Annotated in this window: 17 protein-coding genes, 1 tRNA gene and 2 pseudogenes; 7 read left to right on the top strand and 13 right to left on the bottom strand. The window is 53.7% G+C overall.

Annotation, left to right across the window (positions count from 1 at the left end):
* Positions 1 to 23 precede the first annotated feature (23 nt).
* Positions 24 to 512 carry an SH3 domain-containing protein gene (locus ACR0EN_RS17300; protein WP_480503753.1) on the top strand — a complete coding sequence of 163 codons (489 nt, stop codon included), beginning with the start codon at positions 24 to 26 and terminating at the stop codon, positions 510 to 512.
* 27 nt (positions 513 to 539) lie between these two features.
* Here the strand turns inward: ACR0EN_RS17300 and ACR0EN_RS17295 are convergent, their stop codons facing one another.
* Entirely contained in the window at positions 540 to 1,049 is a 510-nt protein-coding gene (locus ACR0EN_RS17295) for a ferritin (RefSeq protein ID WP_480587971.1), read from the bottom strand.
* A gap of 370 nt (positions 1,050 to 1,419) precedes the next feature.
* Here ACR0EN_RS17295 and ACR0EN_RS17290 point away from each other — a divergent pair.
* A tRNA-Gln gene (locus tag ACR0EN_RS17290) sits at positions 1,420 to 1,494 on the top strand.
* A 182-nt stretch (positions 1,495 to 1,676) separates the two neighbouring features.
* Here ACR0EN_RS17290 and ACR0EN_RS17285 read toward each other — a convergent pair.
* The 3 genes from ACR0EN_RS17285 to ACR0EN_RS17275 form a co-directional block, all read right to left on the bottom strand.
* Complete coding sequence (locus ACR0EN_RS17285; protein ID WP_480587969.1) at positions 1,677 to 1,895, bottom strand: hypothetical protein; 219 nt, start codon at positions 1,893 to 1,895, stop codon at positions 1,677 to 1,679.
* Positions 1,896 to 2,015: 120 nt separating this feature from the next.
* A complete protein-coding gene (locus ACR0EN_RS17280; protein ID WP_170392506.1) occupies positions 2,016 to 2,159 on the bottom strand; it encodes a hypothetical protein in 144 nt (47 codons plus the stop codon).
* Between the two features lie 403 nt (positions 2,160 to 2,562).
* Positions 2,563 to 3,897 carry a tetratricopeptide repeat protein gene (locus tag ACR0EN_RS17275; protein WP_480587967.1) on the bottom strand — a complete coding sequence of 445 codons (1,335 nt, stop codon included), beginning with the start codon at positions 3,895 to 3,897 and terminating at the stop codon, positions 2,563 to 2,565.
* 99 nt (positions 3,898 to 3,996) lie between these two features.
* Between ACR0EN_RS17275 and ACR0EN_RS17270 the strand changes: the two genes are divergently transcribed.
* From ACR0EN_RS17270 to ACR0EN_RS17255, 4 genes are all read left to right on the top strand, one after another.
* Positions 3,997 to 4,215, top strand: coding sequence for a hypothetical protein (locus ACR0EN_RS17270; protein ID WP_480587965.1), 219 nt, complete (start codon positions 3,997 to 3,999; stop codon positions 4,213 to 4,215).
* Between the two features lie 24 nt (positions 4,216 to 4,239).
* Positions 4,240 to 5,706, top strand: coding sequence for a guanitoxin biosynthesis MBL fold metallo-hydrolase GntH (gntH, locus tag ACR0EN_RS17265; protein ID WP_170819305.1), 1,467 nt, complete (start codon positions 4,240 to 4,242; stop codon positions 5,704 to 5,706).
* Between the two features lie 14 nt (positions 5,707 to 5,720).
* Positions 5,721 to 6,701 (top strand): CobW family GTP-binding protein, encoded by a 981-nt coding sequence (locus ACR0EN_RS17260; protein WP_480587962.1) that lies wholly within the window; start codon positions 5,721 to 5,723, stop codon positions 6,699 to 6,701.
* Positions 6,702 to 6,866: 165 nt separating this feature from the next.
* A complete protein-coding gene (locus ACR0EN_RS17255) occupies positions 6,867 to 7,664 on the top strand; it encodes a transporter family protein (protein ID WP_480587960.1) in 798 nt (265 codons plus the stop codon).
* Positions 7,665 to 8,989: 1,325 nt separating this feature from the next.
* Here the strand turns inward: ACR0EN_RS17255 and ACR0EN_RS17250 are convergent.
* Together ACR0EN_RS17250 and ACR0EN_RS17245 are read right to left on the bottom strand one after the other, a co-directional pair.
* Positions 8,990 to 10,708, bottom strand: coding sequence for a glycosyltransferase family protein (locus ACR0EN_RS17250; protein WP_170819308.1), 1,719 nt, complete (start codon positions 10,706 to 10,708; stop codon positions 8,990 to 8,992).
* Between the two features lie 1,207 nt (positions 10,709 to 11,915).
* A pseudogene (locus ACR0EN_RS17245) lies at positions 11,916 to 12,587 on the bottom strand (cephalosporin hydroxylase family protein).
* A 154-nt stretch (positions 12,588 to 12,741) separates the two neighbouring features.
* Here ACR0EN_RS17245 and ACR0EN_RS17240 point away from each other — a divergent pair.
* A pseudogene (locus ACR0EN_RS17240) lies at positions 12,742 to 13,028 on the top strand (transposase); the annotation flags it as partial.
* 508 nt (positions 13,029 to 13,536) lie between these two features.
* On the opposite strand, the gene ACR0EN_RS17235 reads toward ACR0EN_RS17240, so the two are convergent.
* The 7 genes from ACR0EN_RS17235 to ACR0EN_RS17205 all read right to left on the bottom strand — a co-directional run bounded on the left by ACR0EN_RS17235 (position 13,537) and on the right by ACR0EN_RS17205 (position 20,492).
* Positions 13,537 to 13,989 carry an SRPBCC family protein gene (locus ACR0EN_RS17235; RefSeq protein WP_170625156.1) on the bottom strand — a complete coding sequence of 151 codons (453 nt, stop codon included), beginning with the start codon at positions 13,987 to 13,989 and terminating at the stop codon, positions 13,537 to 13,539.
* Positions 13,990 to 14,091: 102 nt separating this feature from the next.
* Positions 14,092 to 14,700, bottom strand: a complete 609-nt coding sequence (locus ACR0EN_RS17230; RefSeq protein ID WP_170625155.1) for a nucleotidyltransferase family protein — start codon at positions 14,698 to 14,700, stop codon at positions 14,092 to 14,094.
* A complete protein-coding gene (locus tag ACR0EN_RS17225; protein WP_480587957.1) occupies positions 14,693 to 15,475 on the bottom strand; it encodes an XdhC family protein in 783 nt (260 codons plus the stop codon). Before ACR0EN_RS17225 ends, ACR0EN_RS17230 begins: the two co-directional genes overlap by 8 nt.
* On the bottom strand, positions 15,472 to 16,653 hold the full coding sequence (locus ACR0EN_RS17220; protein WP_170402076.1) for a VWA domain-containing protein: 1,182 nt from the start codon (positions 16,651 to 16,653) through the stop codon (positions 15,472 to 15,474). The genes ACR0EN_RS17225 and ACR0EN_RS17220 overlap by 4 nt, the downstream gene beginning before the upstream one ends.
* A complete protein-coding gene (locus tag ACR0EN_RS17215; protein WP_170819311.1) occupies positions 16,650 to 17,525 on the bottom strand; it encodes an AAA family ATPase in 876 nt (291 codons plus the stop codon). Before ACR0EN_RS17215 ends, ACR0EN_RS17220 begins: the two co-directional genes overlap by 4 nt.
* Positions 17,526 to 17,571: 46 nt before the next feature.
* A complete protein-coding gene (locus ACR0EN_RS17210) occupies positions 17,572 to 20,001 on the bottom strand; it encodes an aerobic carbon-monoxide dehydrogenase large subunit (RefSeq protein WP_170819312.1) in 2,430 nt (809 codons plus the stop codon).
* Positions 19,998 to 20,492 carry a (2Fe-2S)-binding protein gene (locus ACR0EN_RS17205; protein ID WP_170392521.1) on the bottom strand — a complete coding sequence of 165 codons (495 nt, stop codon included), beginning with the start codon at positions 20,490 to 20,492 and terminating at the stop codon, positions 19,998 to 20,000. The genes ACR0EN_RS17210 and ACR0EN_RS17205 overlap by 4 nt, the downstream gene beginning before the upstream one ends.
* Between the last annotated feature and the right edge of the window lie 12 nt (positions 20,493 to 20,504).

The following is a 20,504-nucleotide window of genomic DNA, read 5'->3' as shown; positions in this document are numbered from 1 at the left end:
GTTTTTCAGTGAACCGCCATTTTGTGGTGTTGATATCGGTTTTCCTGCTCGTGCTCGGCGCAGTGGCCGTGTCCGCGCAGGAAAAACGCGGTCCAGTGACGAATCTACCGCTTCCGCGATATGTCTCGATGAAAGCCGCCGAGGGTAATGTCCGTCGCGGCCCTTCGCTGACTCACCGAATCGATTGGGTGTTCAAACGCCGTGGCATGCCGCTGCAGATCACGGCCGAATATGGAAACTGGCGCAAGGTTCAGGATCGAGACGGTGCCGGGGGTTGGGTGCATTACGCGCTGCTTTCAGGTGTGCGGACAGTCCTTATCGAAGCCGACTTGCTGCCGGTTTACGCGATGCCTGATCCCAAATCGCAGGTGAATGCGCATTTTGAAACCGGCGTCGTCGCCCGGCTTGAAAAGTGCTCACCCGATTGGTGCCGCATTTCTGCAGGCGGCTATCGCGGCTGGACCCTGAAAAGCAATCTTTGGGGGGTCGACCCCACCGAGATTCGGGAATGACGTGCGTGCGCGACAGCGCCGACTGAGCTACTCCGCGCCTGCAGCGCTGCCGCGTTTGGCCAGTTCCTGATCCAACAACAGCAGGTTCCATCGGTCCCCGCTGGCCGCCTTGGCCTTATCCAGGATCGATGTGAACAGGTCTTCTTCCTCTATCTGTTCGGCCAGGAACCAGTTCAGCATATTCTGTGTGCTGTATTCTTTGACCTCATGCGCCAGCTCAAACAACGCGTTGATCTGGCCCGTCACGGTTTGCTCCTGCGCCAGCGCCTGCTCCAGTACATCAACGGGTGATCCATAGTCCGTTTGCGGTTTTGCGATGCCGTCGAGATTTACCCTCCCACCCCGCTTGGCGATAAAGTCGAATATACGCATTGCATGGGTTTCCTCTTCGGCAGAATGCCCCCGAAACCAACTGGCGAATCCAGGCAGATCCTGCGCCTCAAAATAAGCCGACATCGCCAAGTAGGTGTACGAAGAGTGGAGCTCATTGTTGATCTGCTTATTCAATGCTTCTGCAACTTGCGGGTTCAGTTTCATTGCTCGCTCCTTTTTCGTGCTGGTTAGCGGACTTTATCTAGCTAGGTCCGAAGCCAAAGACATTCAACTGATAAAGGTAATTTTTATCGCTATTAATCAATAATTTAATCCAATTCTTGTGCTATTGAAACGCAGTCGCAGGAACGAGCGTTGTAGCGCATTGCGGATTGTATCTCGCGACCGCAAAACCAAGGATTGCCAGTTGGATTTTCGTTTTAGAGATCTAGCTTCGCCTCAAACAATCGCCTGACCAATACTCGACCATCCCGACGATCCAACCGCCATCAGACTAAATTGCATATCCACATCAAAATTGTCCAAAAAAGCCCTTGAACCCTGAAAGCAACAGTCGTAGATAGCCGCTCACCGTTGGGGTGTAGCCAAGTGGTAAGGCAGCGGTTTTTGGTACCGTGTATCGTAGGTTCGAATCCTACCACCCCAGCCATGATTTCCCGGAAATCACATACCGAGAAGTTGCACGCCGATTATAGCGTGTTTTCAGCGACTTAAGATCCAGCAATTTCAACTGAGACCCGAGCGTGTGCGCAACAGTGGTCGATTTCCGACCACAGTCCCAGGTCGCGATTCCGACGATACGAGTTTGGTGTGTTTCGGAGAGGCGGCAGATCAGAGGGCAGAGAAGCGCTTGTGTTGATCTGACCAGATCGCCGGGAATCCCGACTTGATCAGGTAGTCCATTGTCAGGCCATCAGTTTGTTCGCCTGAATCGATGGCATCCAGAGCATCAGGCACCAGCATGGCCAGATCGACCACATCCTGCACCCGGCGTTTGGAGGTACCTTCTTCTTGAACGATTTCTGAGAAAGCTCTGCCATCATTGATCATCGCCAACCACCGGCGCGCCTTCACAATCCGGTAGACTGTGCTTTTGTCAGATCCTGATCGCTCAACAGTATGTCCTGACTTGCGCATCATCGAAATCGCTGCGCGTGCTGAATGCGGTTGTTAGCCAAAGGCGTTCCGCATCTGCGCAATCGTGGCACCTGCCTTGCGGCACAGCTGTTTCTGCAATTGTTGCTGACGCGTCAGTTTGTTTCGCGCGGATTTGGCAGGCGATTTATTGATTTCTGTATCGGATGAAGTTGTCATTTATGTCTCCACTCTAAGGACACAGGCTGATCCTGCGCCCTGTACTGAGCGGAGCCCGGCTGTTCCGGGCAAATATTGGCGATTTCAGTACCGCTTTCTTACGGACCAAAGTCCAGACAATTTCGGCAGATAGAGCCACTACCGCCATTAGTCACTTTATGAGTTCTAGCTGATGCAGCAAATTGGCCACCAAACTGCCGTTCGCTGCATCAGCAACACTGCGCCTCATGAGCGGCGGCTATGCGCGGCAGGCAGACTCTGCAAGTCTGCAATGTCCACCCTCAATCCACAAACGGCGTAGTCCGGTACTATCGCCGATTTTATCGACATCTCACGCTTTCAAAGCGGAACTATTTGAATAGATTTTGACGCTCGTTTCGAGGCAATAGTCGCGAAACGTTCGTCAGTATCTACTTAACGTCTCCAGTATTATATTCCGCGTATTGATGTCGTTGTGGAAAATTCTATCGGCGAGAAACTCGGACGGAAACTCAGGCCATGTCCTGCGCATTTCAGCAACGAGCCGTCTTGCTTCTTCTGAATTTCCCAACTGATCGTGCGCAACGGCTTGGAACAAGAGCGAAGGAGCACTTACTGGCGCTCCAGCAGCTGGCGCTCCCTGAAAAGCTTCAACAACATTTTCGTAGTTCCCGAGCATAAGTTGCGAGACGCCCCAGATGTTTCTCGCACCAAACCTCCCGGATCCAGATTTGGGTCTATCCGGGTTGCTAACCTCGGCGGCAAATTCCGGGGCGTTAGCCAAGATGGCGGTGATACCTGCAAGGTCGAGAATATGGCCATCATTCGGCGCCAGTTCGACCGACATCCTTGCGTATTTCAATGCCTCGTTTGGCTGGTCTTTGACAGCCAGCACCCAACCGTTTGTGCTGTTTGCCCAGGCGTCGGCCGGGGACAATTGAAGCGCTTTTTCAGACATTTCTGAAGCTTGATTGGAGAAATCATCCCTTTGTGATTCATCCGGCGACAACACCGCCAGGATCGCCAGGACCTGCGCTGAGCCGGCATAGCCGTCGGACAGAGCCGGATCGAGTTCCATCGCGTGCTGGAACATTCCCAGTGCTATCTGCTGACGTTTGACATCAAAAACGGGAAAAAACATGCCTCGGGCTTGGTCTGCAATGTTGGCCGCCTGGAGTCTCGTCAATGATTGTTCACCAAGCGCCACACGTTCTGCTTTCTCGATGGATCGAATTGTCGGCACAACCTCCCTGTTATCCTGGCTCATCCAGATGACAAGCACAGCGACTAATGCAACAACACCTAGTCCAGCAGGCAGCAGTTGCCGCGAACGCCAACGGCCAACTGGATTGTCGCTCTTCAGTTCACTTGATGTACGGTCTTCAATTGTAGATTCGTATGAAAACCGCGGCTTGTATCCGCCGGGATCAACAAAAATGCGAACTCCGTTGCCGTCCCAGTGATCTTCGTAGAACTGATGTAAAAGACGACGCAGTCGCCTAGCCTCAACGCGAACCAGGTTTTGACCACCAGTACCATCTATGCGCCGCCCATAGACCTCAACAGCGATAGCTTTGCCTCTAATCTGAGCGCTTCGACCAGATAGAGTTTCCTCGACTATATAGGTGAGAAACTGCGTGAGTCGGGGTGAAGCTTGAAACCCGTCGCTTGATACAATTCGACTCAGAGCTTCCCGGATGAGTTCCGAAGAAGGTTGGCCAACTTGTTGATTTATTGGCAAATCATTTGATTTGTTCAATGTCAACTCACCCCCAACTCACGGTGACTCACTTGGCCTTTGTGGTCAACCGCACTCATCTTGATTTGAGAATAGATAGTGGGTGTCGGGATTATTCCAGTGACAGTGGACCTGATTGAAGAAATTCCGGAACTTTCTGATGTGCTCTCGAGGCGCATCGAAACGGATGCACTACTCGGCGAGGTCATCAAGGACCTGAATAAAGCATCTGCGTTTTCGAAAGACACATCGATAACGGCCTCAGAGCGCGCCGAATGGGTCCACATCAAATCTGAACTCATCAACGAGCTTCGCCGGATGTTGAAGCGCAACCTGTGAGATACTCTAACTGAGGACCAATCCATGACCAAGGAAGACAATAGAAAAGACCATGACGACAAACAGGTTCAGGCGTCAGATCAAATTGAAGACCCGTCGCGGCGGAGTGTTCTAAAGGGCTTGGCCACTGGAGCGGCTGCCACAGGGGCGACTGGGTTTGCGGCAGGAACTGCCGAGGCCCACGAAGGAGACGGCCCACTAGGAGAGACACTCAAGAACCCATATGGTGGTCGACCCGCAGGCGGCATATCATTGCCGGAGTACTTCCGTCCGACGAAGTACATGACGGGTTCAAATGCGAACTATTTCCCACTGAGTGAGGAATTAGGGCCAGATGAGATGCGCATCTCATTCTGCGGCTCAACACCATATCCGCCGCGCGAAGATCAGGCGGGTACTTGTATCATGGTGGAGTTGGGGAATGGAAAACGGTTCTTCTTCGACTTTGGGTCCGGTTGTGTCCGCAACATCATTGCGATGCAAGTGCCTGGGCAGTTGATCAACGACATCTTCATCTCTCACCTGCATGTCGACCACTATGCCGACATTCCGTATATTTACCCCTTCCGTGCCTGGTCGGGTGGCTACACGCCACTACGCATCCATGGGCCGTCAGGTCGAACGCCCGAGCTTGGCACAGCCGGAATGGTCAAAGGCATGCAACAGATGCTCAAATGGCATCTGGAGGCCTTTGATGTTTTCCCGATTGGGGACGGCTACGAGATCGAAGTCAATGAATTCGATTTCCGCCAGGAAGGTGGTTTTGTTTATGACGAAGACGGTGTGACTGTTCGGTCTTGGCCGCGAAGTCATGCCAAGGACGGTGCGGTTGGTTATCGGCTCGATTGGAATGGTCTGAGCTTTGTTTGGACCGGCGATGGTCGCCCAGATGAGCTTTCACGAAAATACGGCGAAGGCGTTGATGTCTTTGTAACCGAAATGTCGGGGCAGGATATTGGTCAGTTGATGACCTACAAATACGGTATCCCACAAGATCTCTTTAACTACACTATCGATACGCATCACACCTCCCACTATGCCGTGGGTAAGCTCTTTGCTGACACAAGGCCGCGTTTGGGAATGGTGACACACTATACCCAGGATGAAGACATCGACGCTGAAATGCTGGCTGGTATTCGCGCCCACTATGACGGTCTGTTCCAATGGGGTCTCGATGTAGCCGTTGTGAACGTGACCAAGGATGCAATCTGGTACAGGAAAGCTGCACTGCCCGGAAAATCCGGTACAGTGCCACCATTTCGTGAACTGGCTGCGGCGGCCGAGGCCGGGCGTATTGAGCTTCCGGATGAAATCACATTACCGAACCCAAGACTCACTCGCGCAGACCAGCAAGACCAGAAGTATCGAGATATGGAGATCGATCCACGCGAATACTACCCAACTGACGTTTTCCGAGCACCCGGCGGGGACTGGCCGCAAGACTTTACCATCAGAGTTTCGGATGTAATCGGCTCGCGTGATGAAGACTGAGAGGAGATCGAACAATGATTGAATTTGGTTCGACTTCTGCGATCCCTGTTACGATCCTTACCGGCTTTCTTGGAGCCGGTAAGACGACACTTTTGAACCGGATCCTTACCGGCAATCACGGATTGCGAGTGGCAGTTCTGGTGAATGACTTTGGATCAATAAACGTAGACGCCGACTTGGTGGTTGGCCTCGAAGATGATGTGATGAGCTTGGTTAATGGGTGCGTTTGCTGCTCGATACGAGATGATCTGATTGAAACGGTAGAAGCTGTTCTCGCTCGGCCTGAGAAACCAGAATACATCGTCCTTGAAGCAAGCGGAGTGTCGGATCCATCGTCAATCGCCATGACGTTTACGGATCAACGGTTCCGGGACATGATCCGCTTGGACAACCTTATGTGTCTTGTCGATGCGGAACAGCTATTTGCTGCGCCAGAACAAATGGAACTGAAGCTTCGTCAAATTGCGTTCTCGGACATGGTCATTTTGAACAAGGTTGATCTTGTCGACAGGGCCACAGTTCAGAAGGTGCACGACTGGCTTGGCTCTCGCTTCCGTCGCTATCGTCTTGTCGAAGCTGTAAACGCAGACGTCCCTCTGGACATACTTCTTTCAGTCGGTCGCTTTGCCGCCGAACAGCTCGAAACAGAATTACCCGATCATCACGTACATGGGCCAGATTGTGGTTGCCACCACTCTGATCACTCAGACAGCTTCTCAACAACTATGATGAAAGCTGAACGCCCAATAAGCCTGTCTTCCCTCCGGAGTGCAATTCGGAAGCTTCCCGGCGACGTTTATCGCCTCAAGGGTTTTGTTTTCAGCGAGGAGGATCCAGATCATCGCATTCTTGTTCAGGTGGTTGGAAAACGAATGGACATCGCACGGGATGGTGCTTGGGGTGACCGCAAACCCGAAACAAGGCTTGTCGCAATAGGCGCACCGGGGGCGCTCTCCGAGGATGTGCTTTCGGACACGCTTATGGAGACAGTCTGAAAGCCAGTTTCGACCAAGTATTTTGGCTATAAGTCAACCAGGTTGAATAATTTCATCCAGTTCGGCGGTGGCGGACTGTGAGCGGGCCATTGACGTCATTGCCAATCTGGCGATCTCAAGTGCAAGCCACCCATGAGGAAACGGCCAGTTGAAAGGAGACCGCCTATGAAACTAAGGTTGCTACGCTGCTCCATACTTGCCGGGGTTGGTGTCCTTTCTGGTACTGCGTGGGCAGAGTCCCAGGAAGAAGAACTAGCAAAGCAACTTGCCAACCCCGTGGCCGCTCTGATTAGTGTGCCATTCCAGCTGAACTATGATCAGAATTTGGGTGCCGACAGAAACGGTTCGCGTTGGATATTGAATGTACAGCCGGTTGTACCCTTTAATCTTACGGACGATTGGAACGTCATATCCCGAACAATTCTCCCAATCGCCTCCATAGATGGTGGCATACCGGGTTCTGGATCCGAGACTGGGCTAGGAGATACTGTTCAAAGCTTATTTCTTTCGCCCAAAAAACCAAGTGCGGGCGGTTGGATCTGGGGGGCTGGACCCGTTTTTCTGCTGCCAACGTCGACAGATAACAGCTTAGGTCTCGGAGAGTGGGGTGCTGGAGTTACCGGCGTGGCACTCAAACAACAGGGTCCCTGGACATATGGTGGCCTGACAAATCACATTTGGGACATTGATGGTGACACCGACATCAACCAGACGTTCTTACAGCCATTTATTTCCTACACAAATTCGAACGCGTGGACGTTCACTATTAACACTGAGTCCACCTACGATTGGGAAAACAAACAATGGTCTGTGCCAATCAACGGTGTTGTCACCAAAGTTACCCAACTCGGGGATCAACTTATCAGCGCATGCGGGGGGATACGCTATTCGGCCGACGGCCCCGATATTGGGCCCGAAGGTTGGGGCGTGAGACTTGTAGCTATCTTGCTGTTTCCCAAATAGTTAAACCTTTCCTCAAAGAATATCGCTTACCGGATTCAGGCATTGCGCGGATGAAAGCGAACGGCAGATTGTCCGCATCTTGGAAGTCACCATGCCTGGATTTGAATGTCCGCTTTGGGCTGCAGGCCTGTCTAATGCGTCCGCAGCGCTGAACATTTTTAGCAATGGCCGGTAAGGGCTCTCTCTCGCCGTTCTCTGCGGTGGGCATCGATTTGAAGTAACAGCCCTCACCTGCCTTTGATTCCACCTCTGCCATTCGTTCATGCAGCATGCCACAACCGCGCATTCCTGACGTTCACAATCCAGTGTTAGGTGGCAGGTGAGCGGACCAAAGCTGCCGTTCAGCTCGAATCAGCGGGCCCACGAATTTGGCTCCGAGCCGACATCCATAAATGACCTCAAATGCTGCGAACGTAGCCCACTTTGCTGTTATGCATTGCGATGGTGGGAATGCTTCTTCTACGAGCGACTGCAAAGCGAACGAACTGCCGTGAATTTCGCGCAGGAACTCATTTCACCCGTAGGATTAGGTGAAACGGCTCTATCTGCTTTTGATTGGTTTAAGCCGTTGAATTCGAAGACCCATACGGTTGCGCATGGTCTTGATGGTGTGACGTTTATCCACATCGCATCAAATGAAGTCTGGACTCTGACTCTTTTCCCGACGATGAAGTACGAGTTGTCTACGCACGGTTCCAAAAACCTAGAAGATCACGGAAGTTGTAATCGGGACGGAGAGTAACTTACGTCACGTTTCAAAACAGATCGATGGTGCGCCCAATCCGATAGCATAGATTTAGCCGTAGCCTCCATTTCGGCTGCGGCTAATATAGTTCTTAAGCCATGCACCAAGTGATAATGCGCCTGCCGTACAGCTTTAGGCGGCCGACTTAACTCTTGTGGTTGGTTAGAAAGTCGGCCGCCACAAACCAACCGCGGAAAACCGACGCCACTCCAACGTCCGTTTCTGAACCTCGCTTGAGGATCGTGAAATCCATGGCTGTTTGTTTCGAGAGGGTAAGAAACAAAGCGAGAAGAACGCTACCGCTACTTTTTTTCATACCATTTTCAGAAAGAACAAAATTTTTGACATTTTCCCAACGCAATCGGTAGGTCAATTACCAGGATGGTGTGGATGCCAGAATGTGGTTCTGCAATTACCTTTTCATCACCAACGCAAGCTTCAACAAAAACTGCCGATTCTGGTAGATTTTCACAGACGCCCGTCATCAAATTGTCAAGGATAACGACAGAATCGCCTTGGTCCAGAAACTCTCAGGCGATATGGCTGCCGACGTAGCCAGCGCCTCCGGTGATGAGAACAGTCACGAAGCAACCACGGATTGTCCAATGCGGTCTGGCCGACATACGGCTCGGACAAACCGAGGCAACTCAATTTCCGGCCTATCCATAGACACATAATCGACGGCGTAATCTGCAGCGGCTTTAGAGCGCATTTCGTATTGATCGGATGCTTGAAGAATATATGCAGCTGCTTCGGCCGCAGTATTAACTCGTTCAAGATCCGGGAAGACTGACTCGGGAGCCCCAAAAGGTGCCATCATGGGCCAATTCCGTAGAACCGGTATAGCACCAGTAAGCATGCCTTCGACGAGACTCTCATGACTACCTTCTCTTTGGCTCGTAGATAAAACAAAGCCGATCGACCGGTACCAACTAGCAATGTCGTTTGTATACCCTTCAACTGAAACGCTATCGCCAAACTCAGAAAGTCTTTTCTTGAAATTGAGTTGATATTGCGCTTCAGAGTCCGATACATCGCTACCCCAAGGCTTTCCAACGAAACGAAGCCTCCAGGATGGATCATGCACCTGAAGTTCTTTGAGTATGTCGAGAGCGAATATTGGGTCCTTATTTGCGGAAGCGTATTGCGTCATACCCAGGGTCTTTATTGATAACGTCTCGCGCGCTAGAAAGTTGAAATTCGACACATCTCTAAAATTGGGAATGACATTTGTAGCGGTATCCAAAAGAGCCTTTTCACCCACCAGCGCAGTCAACACCTTACGAATTTGTGGCGCAATGAATATCAACCCATTGATCCTGCGAAAATTCGCGATCAGAGGGTACGTCGTAAATGCTTCGTAGCTGTGCAAACGAACTATCAGCGGCTTTTCTTCCTGCAAATAGTGACTCATCCAGACAGCGCCCTCCGTCAGCCACTCACAAAAAACGACATCAGCCCAACCAACAAGGTCACTCGCTAACGGATTGCGGTCTGCCAGCGCTTCACGGATAGCGGTCGCAGAGGGTCGCCCGGCGATGCTCCTTGTTTGGTACGAAATACCCAGTTTGCGATCCGTATTGGGAAACGCCTGCCTGATAATTCCAAAATCGAGGTAACGCACTTCAAATCCATCGTCCTCGAGTGCCTTCGCAGCCAGCGGAAAAAAGTTCCAGTTGTCAGAGACGACCAACACCTTTTTGGACTCGACGGGGGAACCACCATGCGCGCCGCCAACCTGCCCTGCCTCTATAAGGTTCTGCAATTCGATAGGGAAAGAAGCAACGGCGGGATCACCTTCCTGCACGATTTGCATAAACCTCTGAAAAACTTCGGGAACCAGAAGAGGAAGTCCACCCTTGTAAGGCACCCCGAATTTCAGTTCGTGCACCAACCACATATTGAATACACTTCGGCGAGAATTTGCCTCTTCGGCCACACCAAATTGGTCCAACAACTGAATGAACTTTTGGAAATGGCTACGATCCTCGAACGCATTACTCAACACGCCGATCATTGCAGAAGACAGTACCTTGCGGCGGCGGCGCGATTTCAAACGCGAAAGAGCGTCAAGCGACTGTTCGGCATCAAGTTGCAGTGCCTTGACGACGGCCAGCGCCTCGAACGTTGCATCAGAACACAATCTGCGGGTCTCAAGCTTCCGTTCGACTTCGTGAACAAGGTCTATCTCCGCTTCTGCAACTAAGTCTGCCTTTCCTGCTCTCACGTCCTCAGCCTTTGCTTTGGCAAGAAGCTGCGCGCCATTCCTCAGCGCTGGATTACAATTCAACGCCTTCAAAATCGTCCCCGACGCTGAACGAAAGTTCTTCTTCTCGAGAGCGTGTTTTGCCGCAGAACGAAGTTTACGTGCTTCGACGTACTTTCTTGGGTGTGTCAGTCGAAAGATTATAGCATGCAATGATGAACTAAGGTGAAGACTGAAGGGCAATTCGAACCACCGATCTGGATTGTATCAATAGATACGCAGAACTATTCTAGGAAAGCGCATCAGTGCAACCGGCGATCCCCTTTATTCAACTGCTATGCCACATAGTTGCCATACCATTCTGACGCAGCGTTGTTGAACTCAGAACTTCAATCGTATCAGAGGCACACGTTCAAGACGCAATCGTTTCCAACCAGCACAAGCCCCGGCACATGACTTTGCTATACAACGACTTGAACACACAATTTAAACCTCCGGCTTTTAACTTGAGACATATCTGGCAGCCCTAAAGTGGTTCCAGTATTCTTCTGGTGAGAAGAGAGCGCATATCTCTGAGAAGGCGTCGAACATTTCAGTGAATGTCCTTGCTCCAACGCGATCTGGCTTGGCCGAGACAGCTGGCGGGTGGCGGGTAGACCAGTCGTAGCGTTGTCCCCTTGTCCGTGTGTAGCGTCGCTCGGTGGCCATCAGCGTCTTCTATTGTACTTAAAGCCAAACTTGCTCGGAAACCTGTCATCGCATTAGGGTGTGATTGCACACCGGTCGTATATGCCAGTACATTGGCTAGTTCAGGCATGGTTGTGTCTTCGTCTTGCTCAATCCGTTCGATAAGAAATGAGCGATGGGGATCAAGAATGCTTTCACTGCAAGGTCGACCCTGCGGCGCGGCCTTCAATCGTCCAGTTCGTCGGACCGTAAACCTTGTGCGTGCGCCGGTTGCAGGCGAAAGTTACAACCATAACGCCGTCGCGCTCCCGCATAACCATTCTTCAATCAACTTTCGAAGCCGCGACCGAAACGCATCTGGCAATGGTGCTGTTATGATCCATCCTCTCATAAACGATGAATTACAATTCAGTTCTCATGGGAATCCCGGCGCTTCAGTTTTTCGATAGGACGCTCTAGCGATGTTAGTCCACGCAACAAAGCCTTAAGTGCACCGATCTTGTTCACGGTGTCGCAACAACGGGAACAAATTGAACGGCGTCTATCCAACAAAAAGAAAGCTAAGTGCATGGCCCTGCTGATCGCGACCACATAAAAGTCTTCACCGTCAAATCTAATCCCTACGCAAAAATCCATCAGGTGCAACGGTCACCTGCAGTTTAGTCGCCATATCGCGATCAATGGTGAAATCGGGATTGTCCTTTAACCAGCTGTGCAGAGCCGTTTTGGGGTTGTTCCCAACATCCCAAGGGCGGTCTTCGAAGAATCCCCGCGGCATGTTTTCTACAAAGCTATCAAGAACCAGGCAATAGCAACCTGAGGCAACCAAAGGCCCTTATGCCTCTATTTCGGCGACAACATGGTCGTGGGTATGCATCGAATCGAGACAAACCATGACTCTTTTTGCGTCGCCCACAGCATCCTTGGCACGCGCGATAGTGTCTGGCGCAGTCGAGGATCCCTCGATCATAGTGATCCGGGAGGCCATCGGATGGCGTTCCATCGCGACTTTGTTGTGTGCACGAATATCGATGTCAATGCCGACGACGCGTCGCCTCGGATTAGCCGGATCAAGCAAATCTCCGCTTTCCACAGCGTCAGCATAGTCGAGCATGGCCAGCAATGACGCGGACAAAATCAAAGAGCCACCATGGGCGATGCCCGTCTCAAGAATAACATCGGATTTTGTCTCCCATACTATCTCTTGCAAGGCGACTATATCCTGCGGATATTGGATAATTGGCCGCCCCATCCAATCGAAATTGTAAACGTAACGCCGCTGCATGCTTTCGCGCCGCCAATCCTGGGACAAATGCTGAAAACTTGCATCATTTCGAAAGTCCAGAAGAGATGTGAGCCTCCCCAACTGAACTGGTCCACCGATATGTTTAGGAAACGGATGAATGAGAATGGCAAACTAGCGACCGAAGCCAGAAGAGATTGTCTCGTGGTTGCGGCAGGTTGAAGTTCTTATGGGGCAAGGCATGTCCCGTCTTGATGCGATCAGACTGATCGGGGTTGTTGAACAAACCTATTACTGCTGGAGAAAGAAGAACGGTGGAATGGGCGTAGACCAGTTGAAGGAACTGAAACGGCGTTAGAGAGAGACCGAGCGGCTGAAACACGCGGTTTCAGATTTGACTTTGGACAAATTGTTCCTGACGGTAGCCTCAAAGGGAAACTCTTGAGCCCCGCTCGTCGTCGCCCCCATCCGCGATCACGCTTTCTTTGAGCAGGCGCAATTCCAAGGCCTATTCAGCAAAAAACTTTCTTTAGATCACGGGCTTCCCGTCTCAGATCCTTTACTTGGGTGGAAGTCGCCGCGCGGGCCGTATCACCTGCCACGCGTTTCTTGCCGGATTCCAGGAATTCCTTGGACCAGCTGCAGTAGAGGCTCTGTGCAATGCTTTCACAGCGGCAAAACTCGGCATGCTATCCTCACCCTTCCGGTCATCCGGAACGGCCTGATATTTTCCTCTGCGGAATACTGTTTGCGGGTCGCACGGGGAATGTCCTTTACGACCTTCTCACCGTGGCTCTGCTTGGTTCCGGGTTGCTTTCTCATCTCCACTCCTTGGCGGTTACGATGAGCCAGAAACCCTCTCTTATCAAATCGACTTAAACTGTCCCATTAGCGATGACGTCAGGCAGTTGCGCAGGCGGTACAAGTTGCCTTTCTGGTCGTTCGCGGGTGGAGCAAGCTTACAGAACTACTTCATCTCCACCCAATAAGATCAAATCATCGCGCCTTCATTCACTACATCAGCGAAGGACTTGAAGAATTTTCCTGCGAGCTTCTTGGCTGTGCTCTGGATCAAACGACTGCCGAGCTGAGCCAGTTTTCCGCCAATCTCGGCCTTTGCTTCATAGCGCAGGATCGTTTTGTCGCCGTCTGCACTCAGCGTCACATCTGCGCCACCCTTTGCATGACCAGCGGTACCACCATTGCCCTGACCAGACAGCGAGAATGCATCAGGGGCGCCGGTCTGGTCCAGGGTGACATTGCCTCCGAACCGCGCCTTGACGGGCCCTACTTTAAGCAAGACCTTGGCCTCCAGTTCAGTATCAGAATGCTTGATTAGTTCTTCACAACCCGGGATGCATTGTTTCAACACCTCGGGATCATTCAGTGCCGCATAGACGCGATCTTTCGGGGCGTTGATGATGATTTCGTCCTTCAGTTCCATAGTCTAGTCCTTCTTAGCAACATGGAAATCTTATGTTGTCTGCTTGTTCAGTGGTCATTTCGAGCGATTTAAGACGCCTGCGCATCCAGATCAGAAGTCGGCTCATGAGATCGGCTCCTTCGCGGTTTCCAAATGGGTCGCATAGTCATCCGGGGTATCGACATCGGTGTAGAACCCGGGCGATGGCAGCGTAGCGGCTTGTACATGTTCGGGATGATCGCGCGTGAAGCCCAAGCAGCCGGGGCGTGCGGGGTTTTCCAGCAATCGCCGGCGCAATAGCTGCGGGATAGTAATTGGATTGCCTCGTGCGCCGTTATGGACAGGTATCGTCACTTTAGTCGCATCACCTGCAACGTGAGCGGCAATCAGATCTTGCAGATCCTGAGTGCTCAATAGCGGCTGATCACCCAAGCCGATCAGAAGCAGATGGGCGTCAGGTGCACAATGCAATCCCGTGGCAACCGAGCTCTGCTGGTCGCTGGTGAAGTTTGCATTGTGAACCAAAGAAACAGCTAGCCCTGATAATGCCCGGCGCACGGCGCTCGCCTCATATCCTGTTACCACCGTCAGGTCAGTATCAATGGCGCCTAAGTAAGCCATGGCTACACGGCGGATCATCGGTACGCCGTCTATTGGTAACAGCAGCTTGTTTTGCGCCCCCATGCGACGGGAAAGACCGGCGGCCAGAAGGATCGCGGCAACATCAGCCATCGGCAAGCCCCACAGTCTGCCGTCTGACACGGACTAACTGCGCAAGGATCGACAGCGCTATTTCCTCGGACGTGACCGCCCCCAGGTCCAGACCCGCCGGGGCGTGGACGGTGTTGATGGCCTCGGGCGTTATGCCGGCGGTCTTTAGTTTTTCAGCCAGTGTCGCGAATTTCCGAGCGCTTCCGACGAAGGCAACATAGTCGGGCAAATCTGTCAGTACGGATTTGAGCGCGTCCAGATCTCCTTGGCCTTGCGTCGCAATGACAACAAAGCGTCGTCGATTGCACGTCGTATCAGTCGACGAGGTGCCAGAAACCGACCAGTGGAATTGCGGTGCCAGGGAACTAAGCGCTTGGGCCACAGGGGATGCGCCAAGCACGACAAGTTCGGGCATTGGCAAACAGGGCTCGATAAAAATGTCGACGGTGCCTTTTGACGGGCAACCATTGCGCGCAAAGCGCGTCCCGTCGACCTCATCCCCCGCTATCACGCCCATTTCTTCCAGGAGTTCCTCGGGCGCGACAGAAACCAGTTGCGGCTGACCGGCGCGCAAAGCCTCTACCGCAGCGCGTTTGACCGCGCCACGCGTGCATCCGCCACCAAGCCATCCATGCAGGATTGTCCCGTCCGCGCTGAGCAGCGCTTTGGCACCCGGCTTGGCCGCCGTCGCCCCCGCAGTGCGCACGATTGTCGCGAAGGCGAAAGGTTCTTGCCGGTCACGCAGGTCTTGTGCCGCATCGGCAAGGTCCGAGTCTAAGATCTCTGCCGGACTCATAGCGTCACCAATTTTGGTTCCAGGGCGGCAAGATCGGCAAGGGTGTTGGCCGGTTGAAAAAGGTCGAGATAAGGCAAGGCCGCAGCCATTCCGCCAGCTACAGGCGCGTAGTCGCTCCAACCCTTCAGTGGATTGAGCCAGATGATCTTACAGCCGCGTTTTCTCAGCTTCTCAAGCGCTGCTGCCAGGATTGCGGGTGGCTCAGTATCATAGCCGTCCGACAAGATCACTACGACAGACCGGCCATCTACAAAGCGCCGCGCATAGGTATCGGCAAAGCGTTGCAACGATGGCCCGATCTTTGATCCACCGCCGAAGCCATCTGCCATCAGCGACATCCGACCAATTGCACGCAGTGCATCTTTGTCGCGCAATGCTTCAGTGATGCGTACCAGCCGTGTGTGAAAAAGATAAGCGTCGGCATCTTTGTCAGCGCGCATCAGCCCAGCGAGAAAAGCAAGAAAAACTTGCGCATAGACGCTCATCGATCCCGATACATCGCAAAGCGCTACGATTTTGCGGCTGCGATCAGGGCGAGACTTGCGCAAGAGCTGCAGAGGTTCCCCTCCTGTCGCAAGGCTCAGGCGAATGGTCTTGCGAAAATGCAGGCGGTCGCCTTTGCGGGCGGCGATCCGACGGCGCGAACGTCGATCGCGCAAAGCGGCACCGATGCGACGCGCAACTGCTTCGGCCTCTGCGATATCATCCGCGCGGACCAGATCACGCAGATCGCGGCGGCTGAGATTGCGTTGCTGAGTTGCGATAAGTTTACCGGTGCCATCGCTGTCGGCTTCGCCGTCACCGGAATCAGGAGCGATGGCGCTGCCCGATGCGCCCATATCCTGACCCTTGGCTTGACGAGAGGAATGCACGTCATCGCTGAGCGCAGACTGCGCTTTGGGCACGGCCCTTTGCTTCACCCGACCGGAATCCATCCAAAAACTATCGAAGAGGCTGTCGAACCGTTCGGCCTCATCCTTGCATCCTGTGCAGATGGCCCGTAACGCGCGACGGCTTTCATTCGGGACAACGGCATTGACCTCGCCGAGGGCAAGCAAGGCAAGCTCTGCCTCTGCCACACCTAGGCGCAGGCCGTTCTGGCGCAAATGCGCAATGAACCCGGCGACACGGGCCGCTGGCCCCGGATCACGCGCCGCAAATTTGGAAACCCGGCTCATGCGGCCTTCCCCGCGATACGGGCCGCGACTTCGGCGGTGATCTGTGCCTGATCGCTTTGAGTTTTCAGCAGCGTGGTTAAGGTGGAGTGCAACACGGTTGGATCGTCGGTCAGATCCGCAATCCCGAGTCCCATCAAGGCGGCAGCAAAATCGAGCATCTCAGCGATGCCGGGCGTCTTTTCCAGTTCCTCCTCGCGAAGCTTTTGTACAAAGCCTACGACTTGCGCGCCAAGACGCGCCTCAATCGCAGGGCAGCGGGCTTTGAGGATTGCAAGTTCTGTCTGTCGGTCCGGATAATCGACATAGGTGTAAAGGCAGCGACGACGCAGTGCATCGGATAGATCGCGTGTGCCGTTTGATGTCAGGATCACGATCGGCTTACTAGAGGCCGTGATGGTGCCGAGTTCTGGCACAGTCACTTGATAGTCGGCCAGAACTTCCAGCAAGTAGGCTTCGAATTCCACATCAGCGCGGTCAATTTCGTCAATCAACAAGACAGGCGGCGTGTCCTGGGTAATGGCGGCCAATAGAGGGCGTTCCAACAGGAAATCACGGGAAAAAATACGCTCCTCAACGCTTTTGCCCGTCTCACCATCTTCGGCGGCGGCGCGGATCGTCAGCAATTGCCGCTGGTAGTTCCATTCGTAGATGGCCTGCGCGGCGTCGAGCCCCTCATAGCATTGCAGTCGGAGCAATTTGGTGTCGCGCGCATCGCTCAGGGTGCGCGCGACCTCTGTCTTACCTACGCCCGCGGCGCCCTCCAGAAGAAGGGGCCGCTCCAACGTCAGCGCCAAATGGAGAGCAACTGCTAGGTCGCCGGATGCGACATAGCCCTGCCCTTCAAGAGCGGATTGTAAATCGGTCCAGGTCATGTGTGTCTCCGGGCAGAGCGGAACGTCTCCGCCCTGCCTTTCGCCTTTAGTCGTGCAGGCCAAGCTCATTGGCGGTCTTCCAGATCCGCCAGTGATCATGTGGCATGTTGGTATGTCGCAGACCAAAGGCCCGGAACGCATCCTGCACCGCGTTGGAGAAGCATGGCACCCCGCCCACATGCGGACTTTCGCCCACGCCCTTCGCACCGATGGGATGATGTGGCGACGGCGTGACGGTGTAGTCGGTCTCGTAGTTCGGAACCTCCCATGCCGTCGGCAGGAAGAAATCCATCAGCGTGCCCGTCTTCACGTTGCCCTGATCGTCATAGGCGATTTCCTGGCCCAAAGCGACGGCGAGTGCTTCGGTCAGGCCGCCATGCACCTGTCCTTCGATGATCATCGGGTTGATCCGGGTACCGCAATCGTCCAGAGCGTAGAAGCGGCGGATGTCTGGCACGCCTGTATCCACATCAATATCCATCACGCAAACATAGGCACCGAACGGATAAGTCATGTTTGGCGGGTCATAGTAGCTGACCGCTTCAAGCCCTGGCTCAATCCCTGGAATGGCCTGATTGTAGGCGGCGAATGCGATTTCTTTCATGGTCTTGAACCGCTCGGGCGCTCCTTTGACCACGAAACGGTCGACGTCGAACTCGACGTCATCGTCATGCACTTCCAACAGATAGGCCGCGATCATTTGCGCCTTGGCGCGGATCTTGCGGCCAGCCATGGCCGTAGCCGCCCCGGCAACCGGGGTCGAGCGCGAGCCGTAGGTGCCCAGACCATAGGGCGCGGTATCGGTGTCGCCCTCTTCGATGGTGATGCTATCGGCAGGTAATCCGATCTCGGAGGCCAGTATCTGTGCGAATGTCGTCGCGTGGCCTTGCCCCTGCGAAATCGTTCCAAGCCGTGCAATTGCAGAGCCCGTGGGATGGATGCGAATTTCGCAGCTATCGAACATGCCGAGACCCAGGATATCGCAATTCTTCACTGGGCCAGCACCCACGATCTCAGTGAAGAAACTGAGACCGATTCCCATAAGCTTGCGCGTTTCGCCCCGTTTGAACGCCTCTACACGCTCGGCCTGTTCCTTGCGCAATCCCTCGTAGTCGACGGTGCTGAGCGCTTTGTCCCATGCAGTGTGATAATCGCCAGAGTCATATTCCCAGCCAAGCGCAGCCTGATAAGGGAATTGCTCTTTCTTGATGAAGTTGAGCCGGCGCAAATCTGCCGCGTCCATGTTCAACTCGATCGCCAGCACCTCAATCATCCGTTCGATGAAATAAACCGCCTCTGTCACGCGGAAGGAACAACGGTAGCTGACCCCGCCCGGCGCTTTGTTGGTGTAGACGCCATCAACCTCAAGGAATGCAGTCGGGATGTCGTAAGATCCGGTGCAGATATTCATGAAACCCGCCGGGAATTTGGTTGGGTCGGCGCAGGCGTCAAATCCACCATGGTCCGCTGTCACATGGCAATGCAACCCGGTGATCTTGCCGTCCTTGGTGGCAGAAATGCGGCCCTTCATCCAATAGTCGCGGGCAAAGGCGGTGGTCATCAGATTGTCCATCCGGTCTTCGATCCACTTTACCGGCTTGCCGGTGACGATGGAGGCGACGACCGAACACACATAGCCCGGATAGGCCCCAACCTTATTTCCAAACCCGCCGCCAATATCGGGAGAGATCACACGGATATTGTGTTCCTCGATCCCGGAAATCAGGCTGACCACAGTGCGGATAGCATGAGGCGCCTGGAACGTGCCCCAAAGAGTCAGCTTGCCATTGACCTTGTCCATTGAGGCGACGCAGCCGCAGGTTTCCAGTGGGCATGGGTGCGTACGGTGGTAATACATGGTCTCTTCGGCAACGACCTCGGCATTGTCGATTGTCTCGAATGTTGGATCCTTGTCGCCCGCTTCCCACGTGAAGATGTGGTTGTGATGCTTTCGAGGACCATGTGCTCCATCGATTGGTTTGCCATCCTCGCCCACGGTGTCTTCACGCAGAACTATCTGTGATTCCATCGCCTTGAACGGATCAACCAGAACCTCAAGCTCTTCGTATTCGACTTCGACGGCCTCGATTCCATCTGCCGCCGCATAGCGGTCTTCGGCCACCACAAACGCCACTTCCTGGCCTTGAAACAGAACCTTGCCATCGGCCAGAACCATTTGCTTGTCGCCGGCCAGCGTCGGCATCCAATGGAGGCCGAGCGGTTCAAGGTCCTTGGCGGTCAGCACAGCGAGAACGCCGGGCACTTCAAGCGCTGCCGCCGTATCGATGTTGGTGATCCGCGCGTGAGCATAGGGAGAGCGGACGAAATCTCCAAAGAGCATCCCGTCGAGCTTCACGTCATCGACGTAGTTGCCCTTGCCTTGAGTAAAGCGGGCATCTTCGACCCTTTTGCGCGAACAGCCCATGCCCTTGAGGTTCGCGGTGCGTTCCTCACGATCTGGTGTCATGTCATTCATTGGGCCGCCTCCTTGGCTGCATTCATCTCGGCCGCTGCGGCTTTGATGGACTTCACGATGTTCTGATACCCGGTACAGCGGCAGATATTACCTGCCATGCCAAAACGGATCTCTTCCTCGGACGGGTTCGGGTTCTCTTCGAGCAACTTTGCCGCACGTGTGATCATGCCCGGTGTGCAGTAGCCGCATTGCAGCCCGTGATGTTCCTTAAACGCCTCTTGCAGCGGGTGCAGCGCGTCAGGCCCACCGATGCCTTCGATGGTTGTGATATCCTTGCCATCGGCCTGCGCCACGAACATGGTGCAGGACTTGACTGATTTGCCATCAATGGTGACGGTGCAAGCGCCACAATGGGAAGTCTCGCAACCAATATGCGGGCCGGTGATATTGAGCCGCTCGCGCAGCGTGTAGATGAGAAGTTCGCGTGGCTCGGCAAGGAATTCCTCTTCCTTGCCGTTCACCGTGATCTTGTAGTGTTGTTTCTTTGACATCGGACGATCTCC

This window comes from Ruegeria sp. AB7 (assembly GCF_056542625.1).
Note: the sequence above shows the minus strand (reverse complement) of the source record. Positions and strands in the feature narration are given on the sequence as shown.